The following is a 17,181-nucleotide window of genomic DNA, read 5'->3' on the forward strand; positions in this document are numbered from 1 at the left end:
ACCGCAGGTGCATGGGGTGTAAGAGGTTTATATGCTTTTTGAATGAACTACATCTGTTCATAATCAAGCAACCACTTTTCAACACTTTCTCGTCGCCATCTAACCATTCGTGGACCTAAACGAATAGCCTCGGGCAGTTTTTCATCTTGTTGCAATCGCCACAGTGAAGTTCTGCTAATGCCTAACAACATTGCTAGGTCATCTGGTGTTAATAGCGGCTTTTGTTCCATGTCAGTTCCTCCTTACATCTATTACAAAAAGGATATTAACGGACATGTGTGGAATGGACTCTAAAAGTTACACAAATGTGTTTATAATAACGATTAACCAGTTAAGGAGTTCTATATGGACAATGTTCACCTTTGCTCTCTATGTTGGCGAAGTGTACTGAAAAATAAACAAAAATCTGGGCGTTCAAGTTACTTTTGTGATTATCATTTGCCATCGGGAAATACGAAAAAAAACTACATCAGAGACAGGCGACTTATTTCAAAAGCAGTGGGCTCAGATGAAAAGTTTCAAGCAGTACATGCGAAATTCCTGAATAAGAAAGTTGGTAGTTCGATTTTTTATGCAGAGCTTTACTCGGCCTTATCAAGGTCTAACAAGCTCGAAAAAAAGATATTTAAGGAAATTACAAACCCCAAACTTAACCAGAGCCAGCGGATTGCATCTCTACTACGAGAAATAAGCATTCAACTACCGATTACTTACAAGAAAGTAAAAACTGTTTTCAAAACTGAATATGCTGATACAAGCTACCTATTACAAGGTATAGAGATGGCATTGAATGACGGAGTTACACCAAGAACAAAAACTTTTTCAAGTGCCGTCAATAGATATGATAGCGATATTTGGTTGAAAACTCTTGTCCATGTTCTCCATCGTCATGAACTCTATCAGGAAGTAATTCTGAATAAAAAATTAGGTAAGCCAAAAGGATATGGCCGCAATGAAGATATTAGACAAGCTGTTCATCAAGAAATCGATCGGGCCAACTCGACCGGTGAGAAAGTTGTTTATAGCCATATAGCGAAACGACTAAGAGTATCAGCAACTTGGGTAGGAAAAATAGCATCAGAAAAGAAAGCCACAAAACAGAGGTGACTTATTGGTGACTAAATACATAGTTAAAACAAAACAACTAAAATTAACCCAATTAAAACAATGAACTAATAAAAGTAATCAATATTCACAAACAGAATATCGAATAAGGTTTATTTGCTCTAGACCATTAAAAAGCCAGTGAATATTCACTGGCTTTTTAATGCATAAATTAACGACCTGACATTAAAGTTGCGTCGCATTTCTTTGACGAAGTACTTCAAATAAGCAAATACCCGTGGCAACAGATACATTTAAGCTCGATACCGTCCCTGCCATTGGAATTTTTACTAGTAAATCACAATGTTCTCGGGTAAGGCGACGCATTCCGTCACCTTCAGCTCCCATTACTACAGCCATTGGCCCAGTGAGGTTTGCATCGAATAACTCAGTGTCGGTTTCACCAGCAGTACCAACGACCCAAACACCAGCGTCTTTAATTTCACGTAAAGTACGCGCTAAGTTTGTCACTTGCACAAGTGGCACTGTTTCAGCAGCACCACACGCTACTTTGCGCGCGGTACCATTTAATTTAGCTGATTTATCTTTAGGAACAATAATAGCGTGTACACCGGCAGCATCAGCGCTTCGTAGGCATGCACCTAAATTATGTGGATCCGTTATGCCGTCTAGCACCAATAAGAAAGGGGTTTCTTCGCGGGCTATAATTTCGTCAAGGTCTTTTTCACTATACATACGTGCAGCTTTAACATTAGCAATAATGCCTTGGTGTTGCTCACCGTTTGCTTTATTGTCTAGCGCTTTACGCTGCATAAACTGAACAGAAATACCGAATTTACGTGCTTGGTCAATAACCGGATTTAAACGTTTATCTTCACGCCCTTTTAAAGCATAAATTTCTAAAAAGCGCTCCGGCTCTTTTTCTAAAATTGCTTCAACTGAGTGAAAACCAAAAATTAATTCATTACTCACGTATTGTTTGCTCCTCGGCTACTTTGTTTGCGGGCATTCTTGCCCGGCCTTTTTGCCTTTTTAGTGGCTTTTTTCTTGCTCTTCTTTTTACTGGCTTTTACAGCATCAGCCTGTTTGCCGCTGGGCTTTTTGCGCCCTTTAGCATGAGAAGACTTACCACGTTTTTCATTATCTTTGTCACCTGACTTTGCTTCAAAGCGATTTGATTCCCCTTTTTTACCGGGAATTTTACCAGCTTTAAGCTGCGCGCGAACGCTTGGTTTTGCAGGTTCACTGCGACCACGACGACGAGCATAACGATCTTGTGGTGCTTCACCCGCTAATACTAAGTTTATACGGCGCTCATCAAGACTTACAGATGACACCTGAACCGTCACTTTATCGCCTAAACGATACACTGTGTGAGTTTGCTCCCCAATCAAGCAATGCTTAGCGCCATCATAATGGAAGTATTCGTTGCCTAAGTTGGTCACATGGATCATGCCATCTATTTGTAAATCGTCTAAGCGTACAAATAAACCAAAGTTAGTCACCGATGAGATCACCCCACCAAATTCGTCACCAACATGATCTTGCATAAATTCACATTTAAGCCAATCTGCCACTTCGCGAGTCGCATCATCGGCACGGCGTTCAGTGGTTGAACACTGCTCACCTAAAATATCTACTTCGTCATCAGTGTATGCATACTCACCCGAAGTTTGCTGGCCTTGCGCTTTAAGCACCGCTTTAATAGCACGGTGCACGACTAAATCTGGATAACGACGAATTGGCGATGTAAAGTGCGCATAAGCTGGTAAGGCTAACCCAAAATGGCCAATGTTATCAGGCTGATAAACAGCTTGCTTCATTGAACGGAGCAACATAGTTTGAATAAGCTCTGCTTCTGGGCGGTCGCCTAATTTAGCTAACACTTGAGTGATTTCTTTTGGTGTTGGCTCATCAGAAATCGCCGCTTCAATACCAAGCTCTGATAAAAAGTTTCGGAAAAAACCTAACTTTTCAGCATCAGGCTCATCATGCACACGATAAAGCGCACTTGCTTCGTGTTTTTCTAATAAGCGGGCTGCTGATACGTTCGCTAGAATCATACACTCTTCGATAAGTTTGTGTGCATCATTGCGAACCACAGGAACGATTGATTCAATCTTGCGATGCGCATTAAACACAAAGCGCGTTTCTAAGGTTTCAAACTCAATCGCACCACGCTCTTGGCGTGCAGCTTTAAGTGCCATGTACATTTGGTGCAAATCAGTTAAATGTGGCACCATCTGGGCATACTCTTCACGCAGTTTTTCATCACCTTGTAAAATTGCATTTACTTTAGTGTAGGTAAAACGAGCGTGTGAATTCATTACCGCTTCGTAAAATTTATACCCTGATAACTTGCCTGCATCAGACACTGTCATTTCTGCGACCATACATAAACGGTCAACTTCTGGGTTTAATGAACATAGGCCATTCGATAGCACTTTTGGTAGCATCGGAATAACTTGCTCAGGAAAATACACTGAGTTACCGCGCTCAATTGCCTCTTTATTCAGTGGCGTGTTCATACCAACGTAATGCGACACATCGGCAATTGCCACCCATAAGCGCCAACCACCAGAGGGTTTACGCTCGCAATAAACCGCATCGTCAAAGTCACGGGCATCTTCGCCATCAATAGTAACGAGTGGTAAATCACGTAAATCAACTCGACCTTGTTTAGCTTGCTCATCAACAAACTCACCTAAATGAGCAACTTGTTTTTCAACCGCTTCAGGCCATACATGAGGGATATCGTGATTACGCAGCGCGACTTCAATTTCCATACCGGGAGCTAAATGCTCACCAAGTACTTCTGTCACTTTACCCACAGCATTCATATGTCGACTAGGGTTTTGCGTAATTTGCACCTGTACCATTTGATTATGACGTGCGCCATTTTCACTACCCGGCAGTATCATAATGTCTTGCGTAATACGCGGGTCTTCCGCTACCACAACGGCAATTCCGTGCTCAACAAAATAGCGGCCAACAATTGGCGCGCGTTCATTGGTAAGCACTTTAATGATGCGTGCTTCGCATTTGCCACTTGAACCTTTACGGTTACCTTTAGCAAGCACAATGTCACCGTGCAACACCATATTCATTTGATGTTTCGCGATAAACCAATCTTTACTCTCGCCTTCAACTTCTAAAAAGCCGAATCCGTCACGATGACCTATGACTTTACCTTTTACCAAGCCTGATTCATCTATCAATGCATAGCATTTAAATTTATTGAAATACAATTGACCATCGCGCTCCATTGCACGCAAACGACGTTTGAACGCTATTTGACGCTCTGTATCATTCACGTGTAATTCGTCACAAAGTTGTGTGAAATTAGCTGGTTTTGCGCGTGATTCTAAGTGAGCAAGTATGAACTCACGGCTAGGGACTGGGTTTTCGTACTTTTCTTGTTCTCGACTGAGATTTGGATCCTGTTTTGACATTCACTATCTTGTTAGTTGGTTATGTGGTTATTTTAACCCATATCCTAACAATGAGACAGGCAAAAGCTATTAAACTTTTAAGAAATTGATCAAACCAGTTTTCGCACTCAAATTGTTCAATAATTTAATAGCAAAATTAAGGACCTTATAACCACCCTTTTTGTCTTGCTATGCGAGCAGCATCTACTCGGTTTACCGCATTTAGTTTACTCATTGCTTCTGAAAGATAATTTCTAACCGTCCCTTCTGATAAAAACAATGTTTTTGCAATATCTTGAGTTTTTAAGCCATCACCGGCTAATTTTAATGCTTTGCGTTCTTTATTAGTCAATGGATCAGTGTCAGATAATGCAAGTAAAGCAAGTTCGGGATCAATGACTCTTCGGCCTTGATTGACTGATTTTATTGCATTAATTAAATGCTCTGATGGCGCTTCCTTTAAAATAAAGGCGCGAACATCTGCTTTCATAGCACGTTTTATGTAACCTGCCTTTGAAAATGTAGTTATTATCATGGTTTTAATATCAGAATGGCGCTTACTCAGTATTTCTACCAATTCGATGCCTGACATATTGGGCATTTCAATATCTGATAACACCATATCAATCTTATTTTGTTCAATAAATTTAAGTGCAGCTTTGCCATCCTCTGCTTGCCCAACGACATTAATAAATGGATCAAGTCCAACAAGCGCACTAATTGCTTCCCTAACCATTTGCTGATCTTCAACAATGAGTAAATTAATCATGATAAATTCGCTTGAAAATTCATAGTCAGGTTAAACCCTTTTTTATTTTCCACAATAAGCTCTCCGCCAAGTGCTTCAGTACGCTGCTTAATGCCATTAATGCCATTGCCACTTTTAAATGTGGTTACTATACCGTTATCCTTAATTGATATTAGTTCCTTACTAATATCAATTAAAACTTCATTCCCTTTACTATGCCTTAAAATATTAGTGCAAGCCTCAGTAACAATAAGCGATACGGTTTTTTGTGTTGCTGTCGATAAGTTTGTTAATTCATTGTTTACTATTACATTAAAGCCATTTTGTGTTAGCTCTTCTTGCAAAAACTCTAACTGTTTAGTGAGGTTAAACTGTTTCATATTTGTTACTGCTTTACGAATATCACTGAGTAAATCTCGGCTAATGGCCGCCACTTGCTTTATTTCACTCTGTGCTTGCTCAACGTTATCATTAACAATTAACTTTTCGGCTAGTTCTGCTTTTAGAGCAATCGACGATAGACTGTGACCAGCTAAATCATGAAGGTCTCGTGCAATGCGTTCACGTTCAGCAATCATTGCCAACTGTTCTATTTGATGTTGACTTTTTTGTTCACTTAACTGATGTATTCGTTCACGCCTCTCAGCACGTCCCATAAAATAAAGTGCAATGCTGATGATGAGTGCTGGCGCAATAAAATATGGATTATTCAAATCAAATAAATACACCGCGAGAAAAATACTTAAAGCAACAGCAACTAGCCCTAAAACGCCTTTTTTTTGTCTAAAGTTGAACCCAAAAAAATAGCAAGCAAAGCCAAATAAAGTTTGTGTTCCAAGAGTTAAATATGTACCAAAAGTTGCGATAATAACAATTATAGACACTGGAATGAGCGCATCTTCACCTTTTGCGTTAGCAGCTTTAACATAGTAAAAAATAAAAGTTATATATATCATAACTATAATAAAAATATCTAAAGCTGCGAATTGCTCAAAACTTAGAATCAACGGTAAAAAATAAAAACTTGAAAAAACAAGTGGACCCCAGACCCAGTAAGGCTTTTTTTCAATTGCTAAGCTTTGTCTAAAACTATCACTTTTCATTTATGCTCAATCCCATTTTTTGGCTTTTTTAAATCTTATCTAAACTTGGGCAGCATATGGCTGCCCACGATTAGTTACTGCTTATTGTTATTTATCAAAACTTTAGGCCATGTATAGTTTGGTGCAAGGTCAAGTGATGTTTGCCAATCTTGCACTGCTTTTTGCACATCATTTAGTGCTAAATATGTTAACCCACGCCAGACATATGCTTCCGCCTGCCCCCATTTATAACCATCATTATTATCATTTTGATAGTGAATAAGAGACGCATTCAATGAGCTTAGCGCTTGCTGTTTACTTCCACCAAACATGCTAGGTGTGTTTAAAGCAATTATACCTTTAACTAGATGAGCACGAGGATTACTTTTGTCAATTTGCACCGCATTATTTAACGCATTGTTCGATTTTATGCCGTAGTAAAAACCTGTAATAGGTTTAATCGAAATACGATAACCATACACTTGAGCAAGCAATGCGTTTGCCTCACTTTTATCTGCGCCAAGTTTATCGTCTAAAAGCACTGCTTGTGCAATATCAAGTAAGGCAAGCGCTTTTTCAGTTTCACCCATGATATTATGTGCAATAGCAAGGCGATAATTCACAAGCGCTGCATCATACCCTGCTGCATTTTTTGCTATTTCGGTAAGTTCTGACAAGTTATGCTGTTGAGATGCAAGTTCAATACTATCTATAGTACTTTGTTCAGCAAATACGTAATTTGTGTTAAATGTAATTGCCGCAGCGAATAACGAGTAAATATTTTTAGTAATTAGATTCATAGCTATACCCTTTATATTAATGAATGACAAACCGACATGTATCGGTACAGGTATAGTGTTACTTAAAAAAGAATGAGTATTTAACGACATTTGTAAGCAATACATCATGACAATTGTCATAAAAAAGCGATGAAACTTTTAAGAAATTGATTAATTCTGCCAAAAATGAAGCGTTGATATTCTTTGCAACAAACACTCTGTGTTAATATTTTCGGAAAATAACAACAAAATAACCCAACCGTTATGGATATTAACTTAACTCACTATCTTTCAAGCATGGCTTACAATAGCGCCTACATAGCTCTATTCATTGCAATTATAGCCGTTGCAAAACTGTCGTATAACTTAGCAACTCCTTATAACACCACCAGTCAATTAACCGATAATGCAAATAGCGCTCTGGGTCTTTCAATTGGAGGGTATTTGGGAGCAATCACTATTATCTATGGTTTTGTTTTAACAGGCCCAAGTAAAGGCTTAATTACCGATTTAATAAATGTTTCGCTCTACAGTTTACTAGGAATGGTGTTGTTAACATGTTCACGTATTTTAAATGACAAATTATTACTTCGTTTATTTTGCAACCAAGAGCAGCTAATAAACCAACAAAATGAAGCGGTTGGCTTGGTTCAAGCCGCTAATTACATGGCTGCAGCCTTGATCATTGGAGGCGCTTTAACGGGAGAAGGTACTTGGTTATCAGCAATAGTGTTCTACTTGTTAGGTCAACTTATGCTAATTATTTTCGCTAAAGGCTATGATCACCTCACAGCTTTTAACTTGAATGAGCAACTAGAAAAAGGCAATAAAGCTGTTGCGCTGAGTTTTTCGGGCACCATGTTGGCATTGGCTATTATTTTATGTCATGCGCTTATTGGTGGCTTTCACTCTTGGCAGCAAAGTTTAAGTTTATTCTTTATTGACGCATTATTTGGCTTTTTAATTTTACCGGTTGTTCGTTACTTAGTTGATAAAATTATTTTCAGTAAAATTTCGATTGATCAAGCAATGCAGGATAAAAACACAGCAGTCGCTGTAATAGAAAGCAGCATTGCTATCTGTGTTGCCGTTATTATTACTATCGCTATTTAAAGTTGTAATTTTGGAATTAAACGAATGGATTAGCCTATTTGGGGAGTTTACAAAGTAAAGGATTACCGTTACAAAGAGAGTTAATAACAACAATAATAAGGTCAGTAATGCAGGCACACAAACAAAGCCTAATATACTTGCACATTGCAGTACTGCTATTTGGTGGAACGGCATTATTTGCAAAGTTAGTCAGCTTAAGTGCATTAGATATTACCGTTTACCGAACAGCGATTGCAGGCTGTGCATTAGTGATCTTACTCACAATTCAAAAGAAAGCCATCAAGCTCCGCTCTCGTCGTGATTACCTCATCGCCTTATTGCTTGGCGTAACGGTTGGGATTCATTGGCTCACCTACTTTGCTGGTATGCAATTGGCTGGTATCGCTGTAGGTATGATTGCCTTTTTTACCTACCCTGTTATCACAGTGTTTTTAGAACCTTTTTTTCATGGTAACAAACCACAACTGAAAGATATTTTTAGTGCTTTGGTTGTAATGGCTGGCATTTACTTGCTCATTCCTGATGCTAGTTTAGGCAATGATGTAACTATGGGCATTGTCATTGGCATTTTATCGGCGTTCTTTTTTGCTTTTAGGAATATTGTTCACAAGCGTTACTTTAGCCAATATGGCGGCCCTCAAACCATGCTTTATCAAACCTGGATTGCCAGTATCATGCTCTGTGCCTTTGTTGAAGTGCCGCCATTACAAGTTGATACAATTAATTGGCTGCTATTAATTACCGTTGGGGTTATTTTTACAGCAGCGCCCCATTCATTGTTTGCGGCAAGTCTGCAAAACTTATCGGCTTCAACGGCTGGTTTAATATCTTGTTTGCAACCTTTATATGGCACGTTTTTCGCTTTTTTAATTTTGCATGAGCAACCTTCAATTAGCACCCTATTGGGCGGTGCGTTAGTGATAAGCGCCGCTTTTTATGAAACATGGTCAGTGACTCGGAAACATAAGCAATGATAAAAGTATTCGCTCACAGAGGTGCCAGCGGTACCTACCCAGAAAATACCAAGAGCGCCATTCTCGCCGCCGTAGATTTGGCAGTAGATGGTATCGAAATTGATGTACAAAGCTGCCTTGATGACTACATGATTATTCATGACACCTGGCTTGATCGCACAACCTCAGGTCGCGGTAAAGTGAATGCTTGCTCAAAAGAGCAAATTCAACAGTACGATGCGGGTAATGGCGAAGTAGTGCCGACTTTACAGCAAGCTATTGATTGGGTCGATGATAAAACTTTGCTCAATTTAGAGCTAAAGCATACCTTTTCATTAGACAAGTTTGTTGAGCTTATTGAGTCAAATGTCAGTACCGGGAAAATTTCTAGAGATAACCTTTTAGTCTCATCATTTGATCATCACCAACTAATGTGGCTTAAACAAAAACTGCCTTGGGTAAAGATTGGTGCTCTCACCGCCTCTATCCCAATTAATTACAGTGAATTTGCGCAAAAACTGCATGCTTATAGCATTCATGTAGATAAAAACTTTATAAACCATGAGTTTGTTGCGGATGCTAAGCAACGCGGTCTTCAAGTTTATGCCTATACGGTCGATAAGGTAGAAGATATAGAGCTTATGCTAGAGTATGGCGTAGATGGTATTTTCACTAATTTTCCATGTCATACACAAATGACACTACAGTCACTGTAACTCAACAAAACTAAGCTATACTGTTGAATTATGTGAAAATGAACAATACTAAAATACGCCAAAATGAATCAACACAACACCATATTGAGTAGCTATATGCGCATTTATAATTTTATCGAACAAACTTTCTTTTACACCCTAACACGTAAGATTGTCGGTAATTTAGGTTTTGTGTTTGCGTTTCAAGCGATCACGCTTATCTGGCTTTACAGCAGTCTTTCAGAACAACAAACCAGTATGGGTTTATTTTGGCTGATGACTTTTATCATTTTTGCCAGCTTTATTTTTACTGTGTTTTATATGCGCTTTTTAATTGTTCGCCCGGTGCAGGCAATGCGCGATACATTAGAAAAAATTAATCAACATGATGCCGACTTGTCTGCAAAGTTACCCCACTTTACTTACGATGAATTTCGAGATTTAAGTGAACAATACAACACTTTTACTACCCATTTGAGTCAGTTGTTAGCCACTACATATCAAAGTGCCCAAGCGAGTGCTGATAGTAGCTCAAAAATGACCCAGTCAATGCAGCAAACAGCGCAATTGAGCCACCAGCAAATTGAGTTCAGTCAAACAATTACTGACTCAAGCAATCAAATTACCTCGAGCCTTGAAAATATATCAGCAAATACTGACAGCGTGCATCATGTTAACAGTGAGCACCTGAGTTTTGTACAAAACTCAGCTCATGAACTGTCATCCCTCGTTAAAAAAGTAGCAATGATCAGCCAAATACTCGGTAACTTCTCAGCTACCGTATCAGGGTTGAAAGAGAACAGCGAAAACATTCGCGCTATTTTGAAAATGGTCGAAGAGTTTTCAGATCAAACTAATTTACTTGCTCTCAATGCGGCCATTGAAGCAGCCCGTGCTGGTGAAGCTGGCCGTGGTTTTGCCGTGGTTGCCGATGAAGTAAGAACCCTCTCAGTAAAAGTCAATGATGCAACCCGCCAAATTAGCGATTTCATCAATCAAATGAATAGTCTAGTAAGCGAAACCAATAAAGAATCTGAGCAGCTCATTAGCCACTCAAGTGAAGCCGAAACAGCAATTAGCAACACATCAACTGGGTTTAGTAACATGCTCGCTGAATTTGAGCAAAATCAACAGCAACTGCAACAAATTGTTAGTGCGGTGCGTTTATTAGAGCAAACTCAAACCCAAACTCATCAAAGTGTTGAGCAAATTGTGGCGTTAGGTGAGCAAGCTAAACAGCAAATAGATGAATCCCTGGCTGATTGTGAGCAATCTCATCTACTCAGCCAACAAACCCAAGAGCAGCTTAAACGCTTTGTATAGTCTCTTTTAGCTGCTGAATGTAGCTAATCTATGATAAAGTAGCCACTTCTTGGCTACTTTTTTATTGACCGTGACAACACCTGCTACTGATTATGAACAACTCGCACTGCAAATAAAGCAATGGGGTAAAGACCTTGGCTTTGCAGAAGTCGGGATCACTGATATTGATCTTACTAAACACGAGGCACAATTACAGCGCTGGTTAGATTTAGGCTATCACGGTGAGATGGAATATATGGCAGCCCATGGAATGAAGCGAGCGCGCCCCGCTGAGCTGGTACCTGGCACGCAGCGAGTCATCTCAGTAAAAATGAACTACCTACCACCTGATGCAAGTTTTGCTAAAAATCTCAAACAGACCGATAAAGCCTATATTAGTCGCTATGCACTAGGTCGTGATTACCATAAGTTAATTCGCAACCGCCTAAAAAAGTTAGGCCAGCAAATTGAACAACATGTTGGCCAGTTAGGCTTTCGTCCATTTGTTGACTCTGCACCTGTACTTGAGCGACAACTGGCCGAAAAAGCAGGCCTAGGCTGGCGTGGAAAGCACAGCTTATTAATCAACAAAGAAGCGGGTTCATGGTTTTTCTTAGGTGAATTGTTTGTTGATATACCGCTGCCTATTGATCAAGAAAATAGCTTTGAAGGCTGTGGTAAATGTGTAGCCTGTATGACCCTTTGCCCTACCGGTGCCATTGTTGAGCCCTATGTTGTTGATGCGCGTAAATGTATCTCTTACCTTACTATTGAATTGCAAGGTGCAATCCCTGAAGAGTATCGCCCACTTTTAGGTAATCGCGTGTATGGCTGTGATGACTGCCAGTTAGTCTGCCCGTGGAATCGTTACGGACAAATAACCGATGAAGCTGACTTTCATCCCAGACAACAGCTTAAAGACCAAGATTTACTGACGCTCTTTGCATGGGATGAAGCGACGTTTTTAAAAAATACCGAAGGCAGCCCTATCCGCCGTATTGGTCACGAACGTTGGCAACGAAACCTCGCTGTAGGATTAGGTAATGCCGATTACAACGACAACATCATCCAAGCTTTGAGCGATACGCTTGTTAATGCCAGCCCTTTAGTTGCCGAGCATATCGAATGGGCGCTCGAGCAACAGCAAAACAAGCGACAAATTAAGTTACGCAAAACTGCGCGGCTAATTCGTATTGTTGAAAAAGGATTGCCGCGGGATGCCTAAATTAACGTGTTAATAGTTGCGATAAATCATTTTCGATTTCATGAAACGCTGATTTAACTCCTTTGACAGACTCTTCTCTGGCTACCGAGTTTTGAATCGTTTCATCCACCTTTTGATAAATAAATATCTCTTGGTCTTCATCTAAGCCCATTGTGGGTATTCGCTGCTCAAGATCTTCTTGTAGCTGTTTAAATACTGCCTCATTACTAATTCGGTTGTCATCTAACAGCTTGATTAAGCCAGTAAATTTTCTATGTACATTACTCACAGCTTCATTTAGTTGTTGCTGCTGTTTTAATAATTCTTTTTTAGTAATGATCGCTTTTAATTGTTGCTCTGTAACACTCACTAGAAAGCAAATATGGTCGCGAATTCGACCATGTTTATCGGGGTCTTGCTCTGGCATGTTTAAGATAAGCAGACTAATCATGTCGTAATTAACTAAAATGCGGTTCGAAAACTCATGAAGTCGCCCTTTTCTTTTTAACATGTCGAACAATTCAATGACGATCGGTGAGCACACACCCGTTACAGAAAAATGCTCAACATGCGTACCTAATCTAAACTCGACATTACTTTGTAAATCGAATGACTTTAGGCAGTTTAAAAAGGCTTTTCCTAACTCACGTTCACTCTCAATCAAACCTATATGTTCAATATAATTAACTATTTGCCCCATTTCACTGCTATTAGCCATCGCATTAAACGCAGTTGATGTGGCATCTTCTACTTGCTGCTCTAGAGCCTCTTTTTCAATAAGGACTTGATTGAGGTTCAATAATTTTAATTTTAGCTCTTGATGGCTAAATGGCTTCACAATATAGTCTTCAGCACCAGCGGAATAGCCTTCCATTCGCTCTTCTACAGTGCCTCTTGCCGATACGAACATGACAATAATCTTTTCTGTACTTGGATTCTCTTTTAGTTTGCGACAAACCTCATAACCACTCATTTGAGGCATACTTACGTCAAGCAGAATGACTTGTGGAGCAAATTCTTCAACAACGTTTAAACATTCTGGACCGCTATTTACCATCTTCAGCTCAAAATCGAGATCTTCAAAAATCTCTTCAATGATTTCTAAGTTAAATGGTTCATCATCTACGGCTAAAATTCGCTTTAAGGCCATGTTATTTCTTCCGTTTTATGAATTAAGTGTTATTGGTTTAGTGTCATTCGTTAAGTGTTTTGGTAAATCTATCTGCAGGGGCAACCGAACGATAATTGTCGCACCGCCATGTTCATTATTAAGTGCCTTAATTGTGCCCTGATGCAAAGTGACAAATTCGCGACAAATAGCAAGCCCAAGCCCAGTTCCTCCGGCGCCGCTATTAGTTTTACTGCTTTGTTCAAACTTAGCGAATACCTTTTCAAGTTCTTGCTCAGGAATACCTATACCATGGTCAATAACAGCGATTTCGGCCATTTTTTCTTGTGACGACAAACTAATTTCAATCTCACTATTAGGCTCACTAAACTTCAGAGCATTACCTAATAAATTACGCATGATTTGGTTGATCTGCTCTTCATCACAATCAAGGGTAATACCTTGTTCTCCCCCCGATAAACGAATAATAATGTTTCTTTCAAGGGCGGTGCCCGAAACATCATCAATACTGGTTTTTATAATGTTACTGAGGTTGTGCTTTTGCGGATTAAAAGGAAACTTACCGACATCAAGCTTTGACAGATCGAGAAGGTTATTAAGTAAAGATAAAAGCCGCTCTCCGCTTTGCTCTATTCGTAACAAATATTTATTTAATTTATCTTTGCTTAAGTCGTCATTGGCAACTTTTTCTAAGCCAAAACGAGCAAAGCTTAAAATAGAATGCATTGGTGTTCTTAATTCGTGAGACATATTCGCTAGAAACTCAGATTTACTGAGGCTTGCAGCTTCTGCTACATTTTTTGCGTGCTCTAGTTGTGCCGTTCGCGCTTTGACTTCTTCCTCAAGCATATCTTTCGCTTCTAAAAGTAGGTCTTCTTTTTCTTTTAAGTGCGTCACATTTTTAAAGATTACCGCAAGCGCTATTTCACCATGATGGTCTATCTCATTGAACGATCCCACCAAAGGAACTGTGTTACCGTTTTCTTTAAGTAACCTTAAATCACAACTAAACTGACGATTTTTATTTAGCGTCGCTATTTTTTCTTTGATACGTAAAATAGATGTTGCATCAAAAAAATCGAATACTGAACAGTTTTCAAACTCCTTCAAAGGCTTATCGAATAGCTGTTCACATGCATCATTGGTTTCGATTATCTTGCCATGGCGATCAAATAAAATAATGGCATCGGGAGTATGTTTGAAAATAACCCGCAGTAAGCTGTCTTTTTCGATAAGAGCATCAACGGTATTTTGTAATCGCTCAACAAGCTCAGCATTGTGACGCTTTAATAACTCGGTTTGCCAAAGCTTATGCACTGACTGCAATAAGCTATTATCGTCAACAGGCTTGATCAAGACATCCTCAACCCCTTGTCGAATAGCAGCAACCATAGAAACCTGATCCGGTTTTGAGGTATACAATAAACAACGGCTATGCGGTTGTAACGCTTTAAGCTTTATGAATAACTCAAGCCCCGTGCCATCAGCAAACGTAAAATCACTGATTAATAGATCAATATCATGCTCTTTGATAAGTTCTATTGCAGAGGATGAGTTGTCAGCAGTTAACGTCTCGATATGTGCGCCTTTAAGGTTAAGCGCTATTTTTTCTAGACGCTCTGCACAGTGATCAACAAGTAGCACTTTAGGAAGTTGAAGAATATTGTCACTATCGAGCTCAAGCACCTCTTCTAGTAAAGAGCTAATTTCCTTATTGGCAAAAAAAGGATAAATAACGACTGCATTTGGCAGTAATCGATTGACCACGCTGAAGTGCTCAAGCAGGTCGCTTCGCTGTGCTTTTGGAGCAAGCAATAAAAAGCGGTCATGCGAAAACCCGCCCATTAATCTTCGAATAACTGTCGTTGGTACACCATGAGAAGCAGCCACAAGATCAAAGTCTTGTTCTACTACTGAATCATCAACCATAGAAAAGTGTAATAGCTCAACCCTGCAGCCGATCAGCTCCAGCAGCACTTTTACTCGCATCGCTAAAACACTATTGCTATCAACAATTAAGATTCTGCGCACTGTAAACCACACCCACTATAAGAATAATTACCTATATTAGCGTAGTCTAAAAACTCGAAGCATCACAAATGACTTAGCACTTTTTATCTGTTTTACCGCATGTTATGCGTCAATATGCTTACCTAAAATGGTTAAGCTATAAGGTTTTCCATCCATAATAGCCACCTCAGGCAATTCTCCCCACACCAAGTAATCAAAGCGCTTGAACAGTTTTATACTCGGCATGTTATGGCTGAAAATGAAAGCTAACAACACCTTAATTCCAAGCGTTTTTGCATGTTGCTCTGAAAATGTAAGCAATTGTTTTCCTAGCCCTTGTCCTTGTGCTCGCTGGGTAATATAAATACTGATTTCAACAGTACCATCATAAGCGGGACGGCCATAAAAAGATTTATAGCTCATCCACGCAACCACCTTTCCTGCCTGTTCACATACAAAAATAGGTCGTTTTTCTGAGTGGCTATCGAACCATACTTGCCTGTCCGCAACCGTCACCTCTTCGGTATCTGCGGTTACCATACGTCCAGGAATTGTCTCGTTGTAAATCGCGACAATATCAGTTAAATCGTTTTGAGTTGCTGTACGAATCGTCATAAATAGCTGAAATTAAATGATCACTTTTTCGCATATTAGCGTATATTCATCACAAATAACTAGCGGGAAATTAGTATGTATAAATATGCTTTGTTACTTGCAGCAGGTCTAATTACAACAAACCTTGCAGCACAAACCACAGAAGCGACGCCAACAGCAAAATCAACTAGCCAATGCGACGATTTCACCAACGTTACATTACGAAAATTGCGCTCAAAAGAATCAATTAACTTTTGTGAATTTAAAGACAAGCCGCTATTGATCGTCAATACCGCAAGTAATTGTGGTTTTACCGGTCAGTTTGAAGGCTTAGAAGCCATCCATAAGGAATACAAAGACCGCGGGTTAGTTGTATTAGGATTTCCTTCTGATGACTTCTTTCAAGAAGAAGACGATGAAAAAGACACAGCAAAAGTTTGTTTTATTAACTATGGGGTGACTTTTAATATGATGGCTACCAGTGCTGTTCGCGGTAGTGATGCAAACCCTATATTTAAACATTTAAACGAAGTAACCAGCTCACCTAACTGGAACTTTTACAAATACTTAGTGTCTGCAGACCGTAAGACAGTGCAGCGCTTCAACAGTAAAACCAAGCCAGAATCTAAAGAGTTACGTGATGCGATTGAAGCAGAACTAGCTGCAAAATAAATTTAATTTTTCGTTCAGTAAATATTGAACTAGACTAGTAATTTAATACTAAAACACATAGTAGGGAGATGTTATGGCAGTAGCCAGTGCAAGACACATTCTCGTAGACAGTGAAGCTCACTGTTTAGATTTAAAACAGCAAATTGAACAGGGCGCTGATTTTGCAGAACTTGCGCGCGCTCACTCTAATTGCCCATCGGGGCAAGATGGTGGCGCACTGGGTGAGTTTGGTCCAGGCATGATGGTACCTGAGTTTGATAAAGTGGTTTTTTCAGCTCCCATTAACCAAGTACAAGGTCCGGTCCAAACACAGTTCGGTTACCACCTGCTTGAAGTAACAAGCCGTACTGACTGATTTCATACGAATATTTGAAAGCCGCCTAACCAGCGGCTTTTTTTTGCGA

17 protein-coding genes are annotated in these 17,181 nt (G+C 39.6%); 8 read left to right on the top strand and 9 right to left on the bottom strand.

Annotated features, from left to right (window positions below; translation table 11 throughout):
- Positions 1-47 precede the first annotated feature (47 nt).
- Positions 48-230, bottom strand: a complete 183-nt coding sequence (locus QL229_RS10800) for a helix-turn-helix domain-containing protein (protein ID WP_281546865.1) — start codon at positions 228-230, stop codon at positions 48-50.
- Between the two features lie 115 nt (positions 231-345).
- Between QL229_RS10800 and QL229_RS10805 the strand changes: the two genes are divergently transcribed.
- A complete protein-coding gene (locus tag QL229_RS10805; protein ID WP_281546866.1) occupies positions 346-1,107 on the top strand; it encodes a hypothetical protein in 762 nt (253 codons plus the stop codon).
- Between the two features lie 183 nt (positions 1,108-1,290).
- Here QL229_RS10805 and rlmB read toward each other — a convergent pair whose 3' ends face one another.
- The 5 genes from rlmB to QL229_RS10830 all read right to left on the bottom strand — a co-directional run bounded on the left by rlmB (position 1,291) and on the right by QL229_RS10830 (position 7,126).
- Positions 1,291-2,037, bottom strand: a complete 747-nt coding sequence (gene rlmB, locus QL229_RS10810) for a 23S rRNA (guanosine(2251)-2'-O)-methyltransferase RlmB (RefSeq protein ID WP_135923516.1) — start codon at positions 2,035-2,037, stop codon at positions 1,291-1,293.
- Complete coding sequence (rnr, locus tag QL229_RS10815; protein WP_135923515.1) at positions 2,034-4,517, bottom strand: ribonuclease R; 2,484 nt, start codon at positions 4,515-4,517, stop codon at positions 2,034-2,036. The genes rlmB and rnr overlap by 4 nt, the downstream gene beginning before the upstream one ends.
- Positions 4,518-4,662: 145 nt before the next feature.
- Positions 4,663-5,265: a response regulator transcription factor gene (locus tag QL229_RS10820; protein WP_054561025.1), complete on the bottom strand. Its 603-nt coding sequence runs from the start codon at positions 5,263-5,265 to the stop codon at positions 4,663-4,665.
- Positions 5,262-6,347 (bottom strand): sensor histidine kinase, encoded by a 1,086-nt coding sequence (locus QL229_RS10825; RefSeq protein ID WP_199526627.1) that lies wholly within the window; start codon positions 6,345-6,347, stop codon positions 5,262-5,264. The genes QL229_RS10820 and QL229_RS10825 overlap by 4 nt, the downstream gene beginning before the upstream one ends.
- 74 nt (positions 6,348-6,421) lie before the next feature.
- Positions 6,422-7,126: a tetratricopeptide repeat protein gene (locus tag QL229_RS10830; RefSeq protein WP_171040380.1), complete on the bottom strand. Its 705-nt coding sequence runs from the start codon at positions 7,124-7,126 to the stop codon at positions 6,422-6,424.
- A 243-nt stretch (positions 7,127-7,369) separates the two neighbouring features.
- On the opposite strand from QL229_RS10830, the gene QL229_RS10835 reads away from it, so the two are divergent.
- From QL229_RS10835 to queG, 5 genes are all read left to right on the top strand, one after another.
- The gene (locus tag QL229_RS10835) at positions 7,370-8,218 is read left to right on the top strand and encodes a DUF350 domain-containing protein (protein ID WP_281546867.1); all 849 of its coding nucleotides are present in this window, start codon (positions 7,370-7,372) and stop codon (positions 8,216-8,218) included.
- Positions 8,219-8,325: 107 nt separating this feature from the next.
- The gene (locus tag QL229_RS10840) at positions 8,326-9,192 is read left to right on the top strand and encodes a DMT family transporter (RefSeq protein ID WP_281546868.1); all 867 of its coding nucleotides are present in this window, start codon (positions 8,326-8,328) and stop codon (positions 9,190-9,192) included.
- Complete coding sequence (locus QL229_RS10845; protein WP_135923513.1) at positions 9,189-9,887, top strand: glycerophosphodiester phosphodiesterase family protein; 699 nt, start codon at positions 9,189-9,191, stop codon at positions 9,885-9,887. The genes QL229_RS10840 and QL229_RS10845 overlap by 4 nt, the downstream gene beginning before the upstream one ends.
- A gap of 96 nt (positions 9,888-9,983) precedes the next feature.
- Positions 9,984-11,189 (top strand): methyl-accepting chemotaxis protein, encoded by a 1,206-nt coding sequence (locus QL229_RS10850; RefSeq protein ID WP_138556728.1) that lies wholly within the window; start codon positions 9,984-9,986, stop codon positions 11,187-11,189.
- A 70-nt stretch (positions 11,190-11,259) separates the two neighbouring features.
- On the top strand, positions 11,260-12,393 hold the full coding sequence (gene queG, locus QL229_RS10855; RefSeq protein ID WP_138556776.1) for a tRNA epoxyqueuosine(34) reductase QueG: 1,134 nt from the start codon (positions 11,260-11,262) through the stop codon (positions 12,391-12,393).
- Position 12,394: 1 nt separating this feature from the next.
- Here queG and QL229_RS10860 read toward each other — a convergent pair whose 3' ends face one another.
- The 3 genes from QL229_RS10860 to QL229_RS10870 all read right to left on the bottom strand — a co-directional run bounded on the left by QL229_RS10860 (position 12,395) and on the right by QL229_RS10870 (position 16,126).
- Entirely contained in the window at positions 12,395-13,522 is a 1,128-nt protein-coding gene (locus QL229_RS10860) for a response regulator (RefSeq protein WP_138556729.1), read from the bottom strand.
- A 15-nt stretch (positions 13,523-13,537) separates the two neighbouring features.
- Entirely contained in the window at positions 13,538-15,490 is a 1,953-nt protein-coding gene (locus QL229_RS10865) for an ATP-binding protein (protein ID WP_281546915.1), read from the bottom strand.
- A 144-nt stretch (positions 15,491-15,634) separates the two neighbouring features.
- Positions 15,635-16,126 (bottom strand): GNAT family N-acetyltransferase, encoded by a 492-nt coding sequence (locus QL229_RS10870; protein WP_135923510.1) that lies wholly within the window; start codon positions 16,124-16,126, stop codon positions 15,635-15,637.
- Between the two features lie 75 nt (positions 16,127-16,201).
- On the opposite strand from QL229_RS10870, the gene QL229_RS10875 reads away from it, so the two are divergent.
- Both QL229_RS10875 and QL229_RS10880 read left to right on the top strand, forming a co-directional pair.
- A complete protein-coding gene (locus QL229_RS10875) occupies positions 16,202-16,777 on the top strand; it encodes a glutathione peroxidase (protein WP_135923509.1) in 576 nt (191 codons plus the stop codon).
- Positions 16,778-16,850: 73 nt separating this feature from the next.
- A complete protein-coding gene (locus QL229_RS10880; RefSeq protein WP_054552716.1) occupies positions 16,851-17,132 on the top strand; it encodes a peptidylprolyl isomerase in 282 nt (93 codons plus the stop codon).
- Positions 17,133-17,181: the final 49 nt, after the last annotated feature.

This window comes from Pseudoalteromonas sp. PAR1 (genome assembly GCF_947311895.1).
GTDB lineage: Bacteria > Pseudomonadota > Gammaproteobacteria > Enterobacterales > Alteromonadaceae > Pseudoalteromonas > Pseudoalteromonas lipolytica_C.

What these genes read in the sequence shown, in the direction of transcription:
- QL229_RS10800 (WP_281546865.1), bottom strand. Translation starts at nt 230, where the DNA reads ATGGAACAAAAGCCGCTATTAACACCAGATGACCTAGCAATGTTGTTA.
- QL229_RS10805 (WP_281546866.1), top strand. Translation starts at nt 346, where the DNA reads ATGGACAATGTTCACCTTTGCTCTCTATGTTGGCGAAGTGTACTGAAA.
- rnr (WP_135923515.1), bottom strand. Translation starts at nt 4,517, where the DNA reads ATGTCAAAACAGGATCCAAATCTCAGTCGAGAACAAGAAAAGTACGAA.
- QL229_RS10820 (WP_054561025.1), bottom strand. Translation starts at nt 5,265, where the DNA reads ATGATTAATTTACTCATTGTTGAAGATCAGCAAATGGTTAGGGAAGCA.
- QL229_RS10825 (WP_199526627.1), bottom strand. Translation starts at nt 6,347, where the DNA reads ATGAAAAGTGATAGTTTTAGACAAAGCTTAGCAATTGAAAAAAAGCCT.
- QL229_RS10830 (WP_171040380.1), bottom strand. Translation starts at nt 7,126, where the DNA reads ATGAATCTAATTACTAAAAATATTTACTCGTTATTCGCTGCGGCAATT.
- QL229_RS10835 (WP_281546867.1), top strand. Translation starts at nt 7,370, where the DNA reads ATGGATATTAACTTAACTCACTATCTTTCAAGCATGGCTTACAATAGC.
- QL229_RS10840 (WP_281546868.1), top strand. Translation starts at nt 8,326, where the DNA reads ATGCAGGCACACAAACAAAGCCTAATATACTTGCACATTGCAGTACTG.
- QL229_RS10845 (WP_135923513.1), top strand. Translation starts at nt 9,189, where the DNA reads ATGATAAAAGTATTCGCTCACAGAGGTGCCAGCGGTACCTACCCAGAA.
- QL229_RS10850 (WP_138556728.1), top strand. Translation starts at nt 9,984, where the DNA reads ATGCGCATTTATAATTTTATCGAACAAACTTTCTTTTACACCCTAACA.
- QL229_RS10860 (WP_138556729.1), bottom strand. Translation starts at nt 13,522, where the DNA reads ATGGCCTTAAAGCGAATTTTAGCCGTAGATGATGAACCATTTAACTTA.
- QL229_RS10865 (WP_281546915.1), bottom strand. Translation starts at nt 15,490, where the DNA reads ATGCGAGTAAAAGTGCTGCTGGAGCTGATCGGCTGCAGGGTTGAGCTA.
- QL229_RS10870 (WP_135923510.1), bottom strand. Translation starts at nt 16,126, where the DNA reads ATGACGATTCGTACAGCAACTCAAAACGATTTAACTGATATTGTCGCG.
- QL229_RS10875 (WP_135923509.1), top strand. Translation starts at nt 16,202, where the DNA reads ATGTATAAATATGCTTTGTTACTTGCAGCAGGTCTAATTACAACAAAC.
- QL229_RS10880 (WP_054552716.1), top strand. Translation starts at nt 16,851, where the DNA reads ATGGCAGTAGCCAGTGCAAGACACATTCTCGTAGACAGTGAAGCTCAC.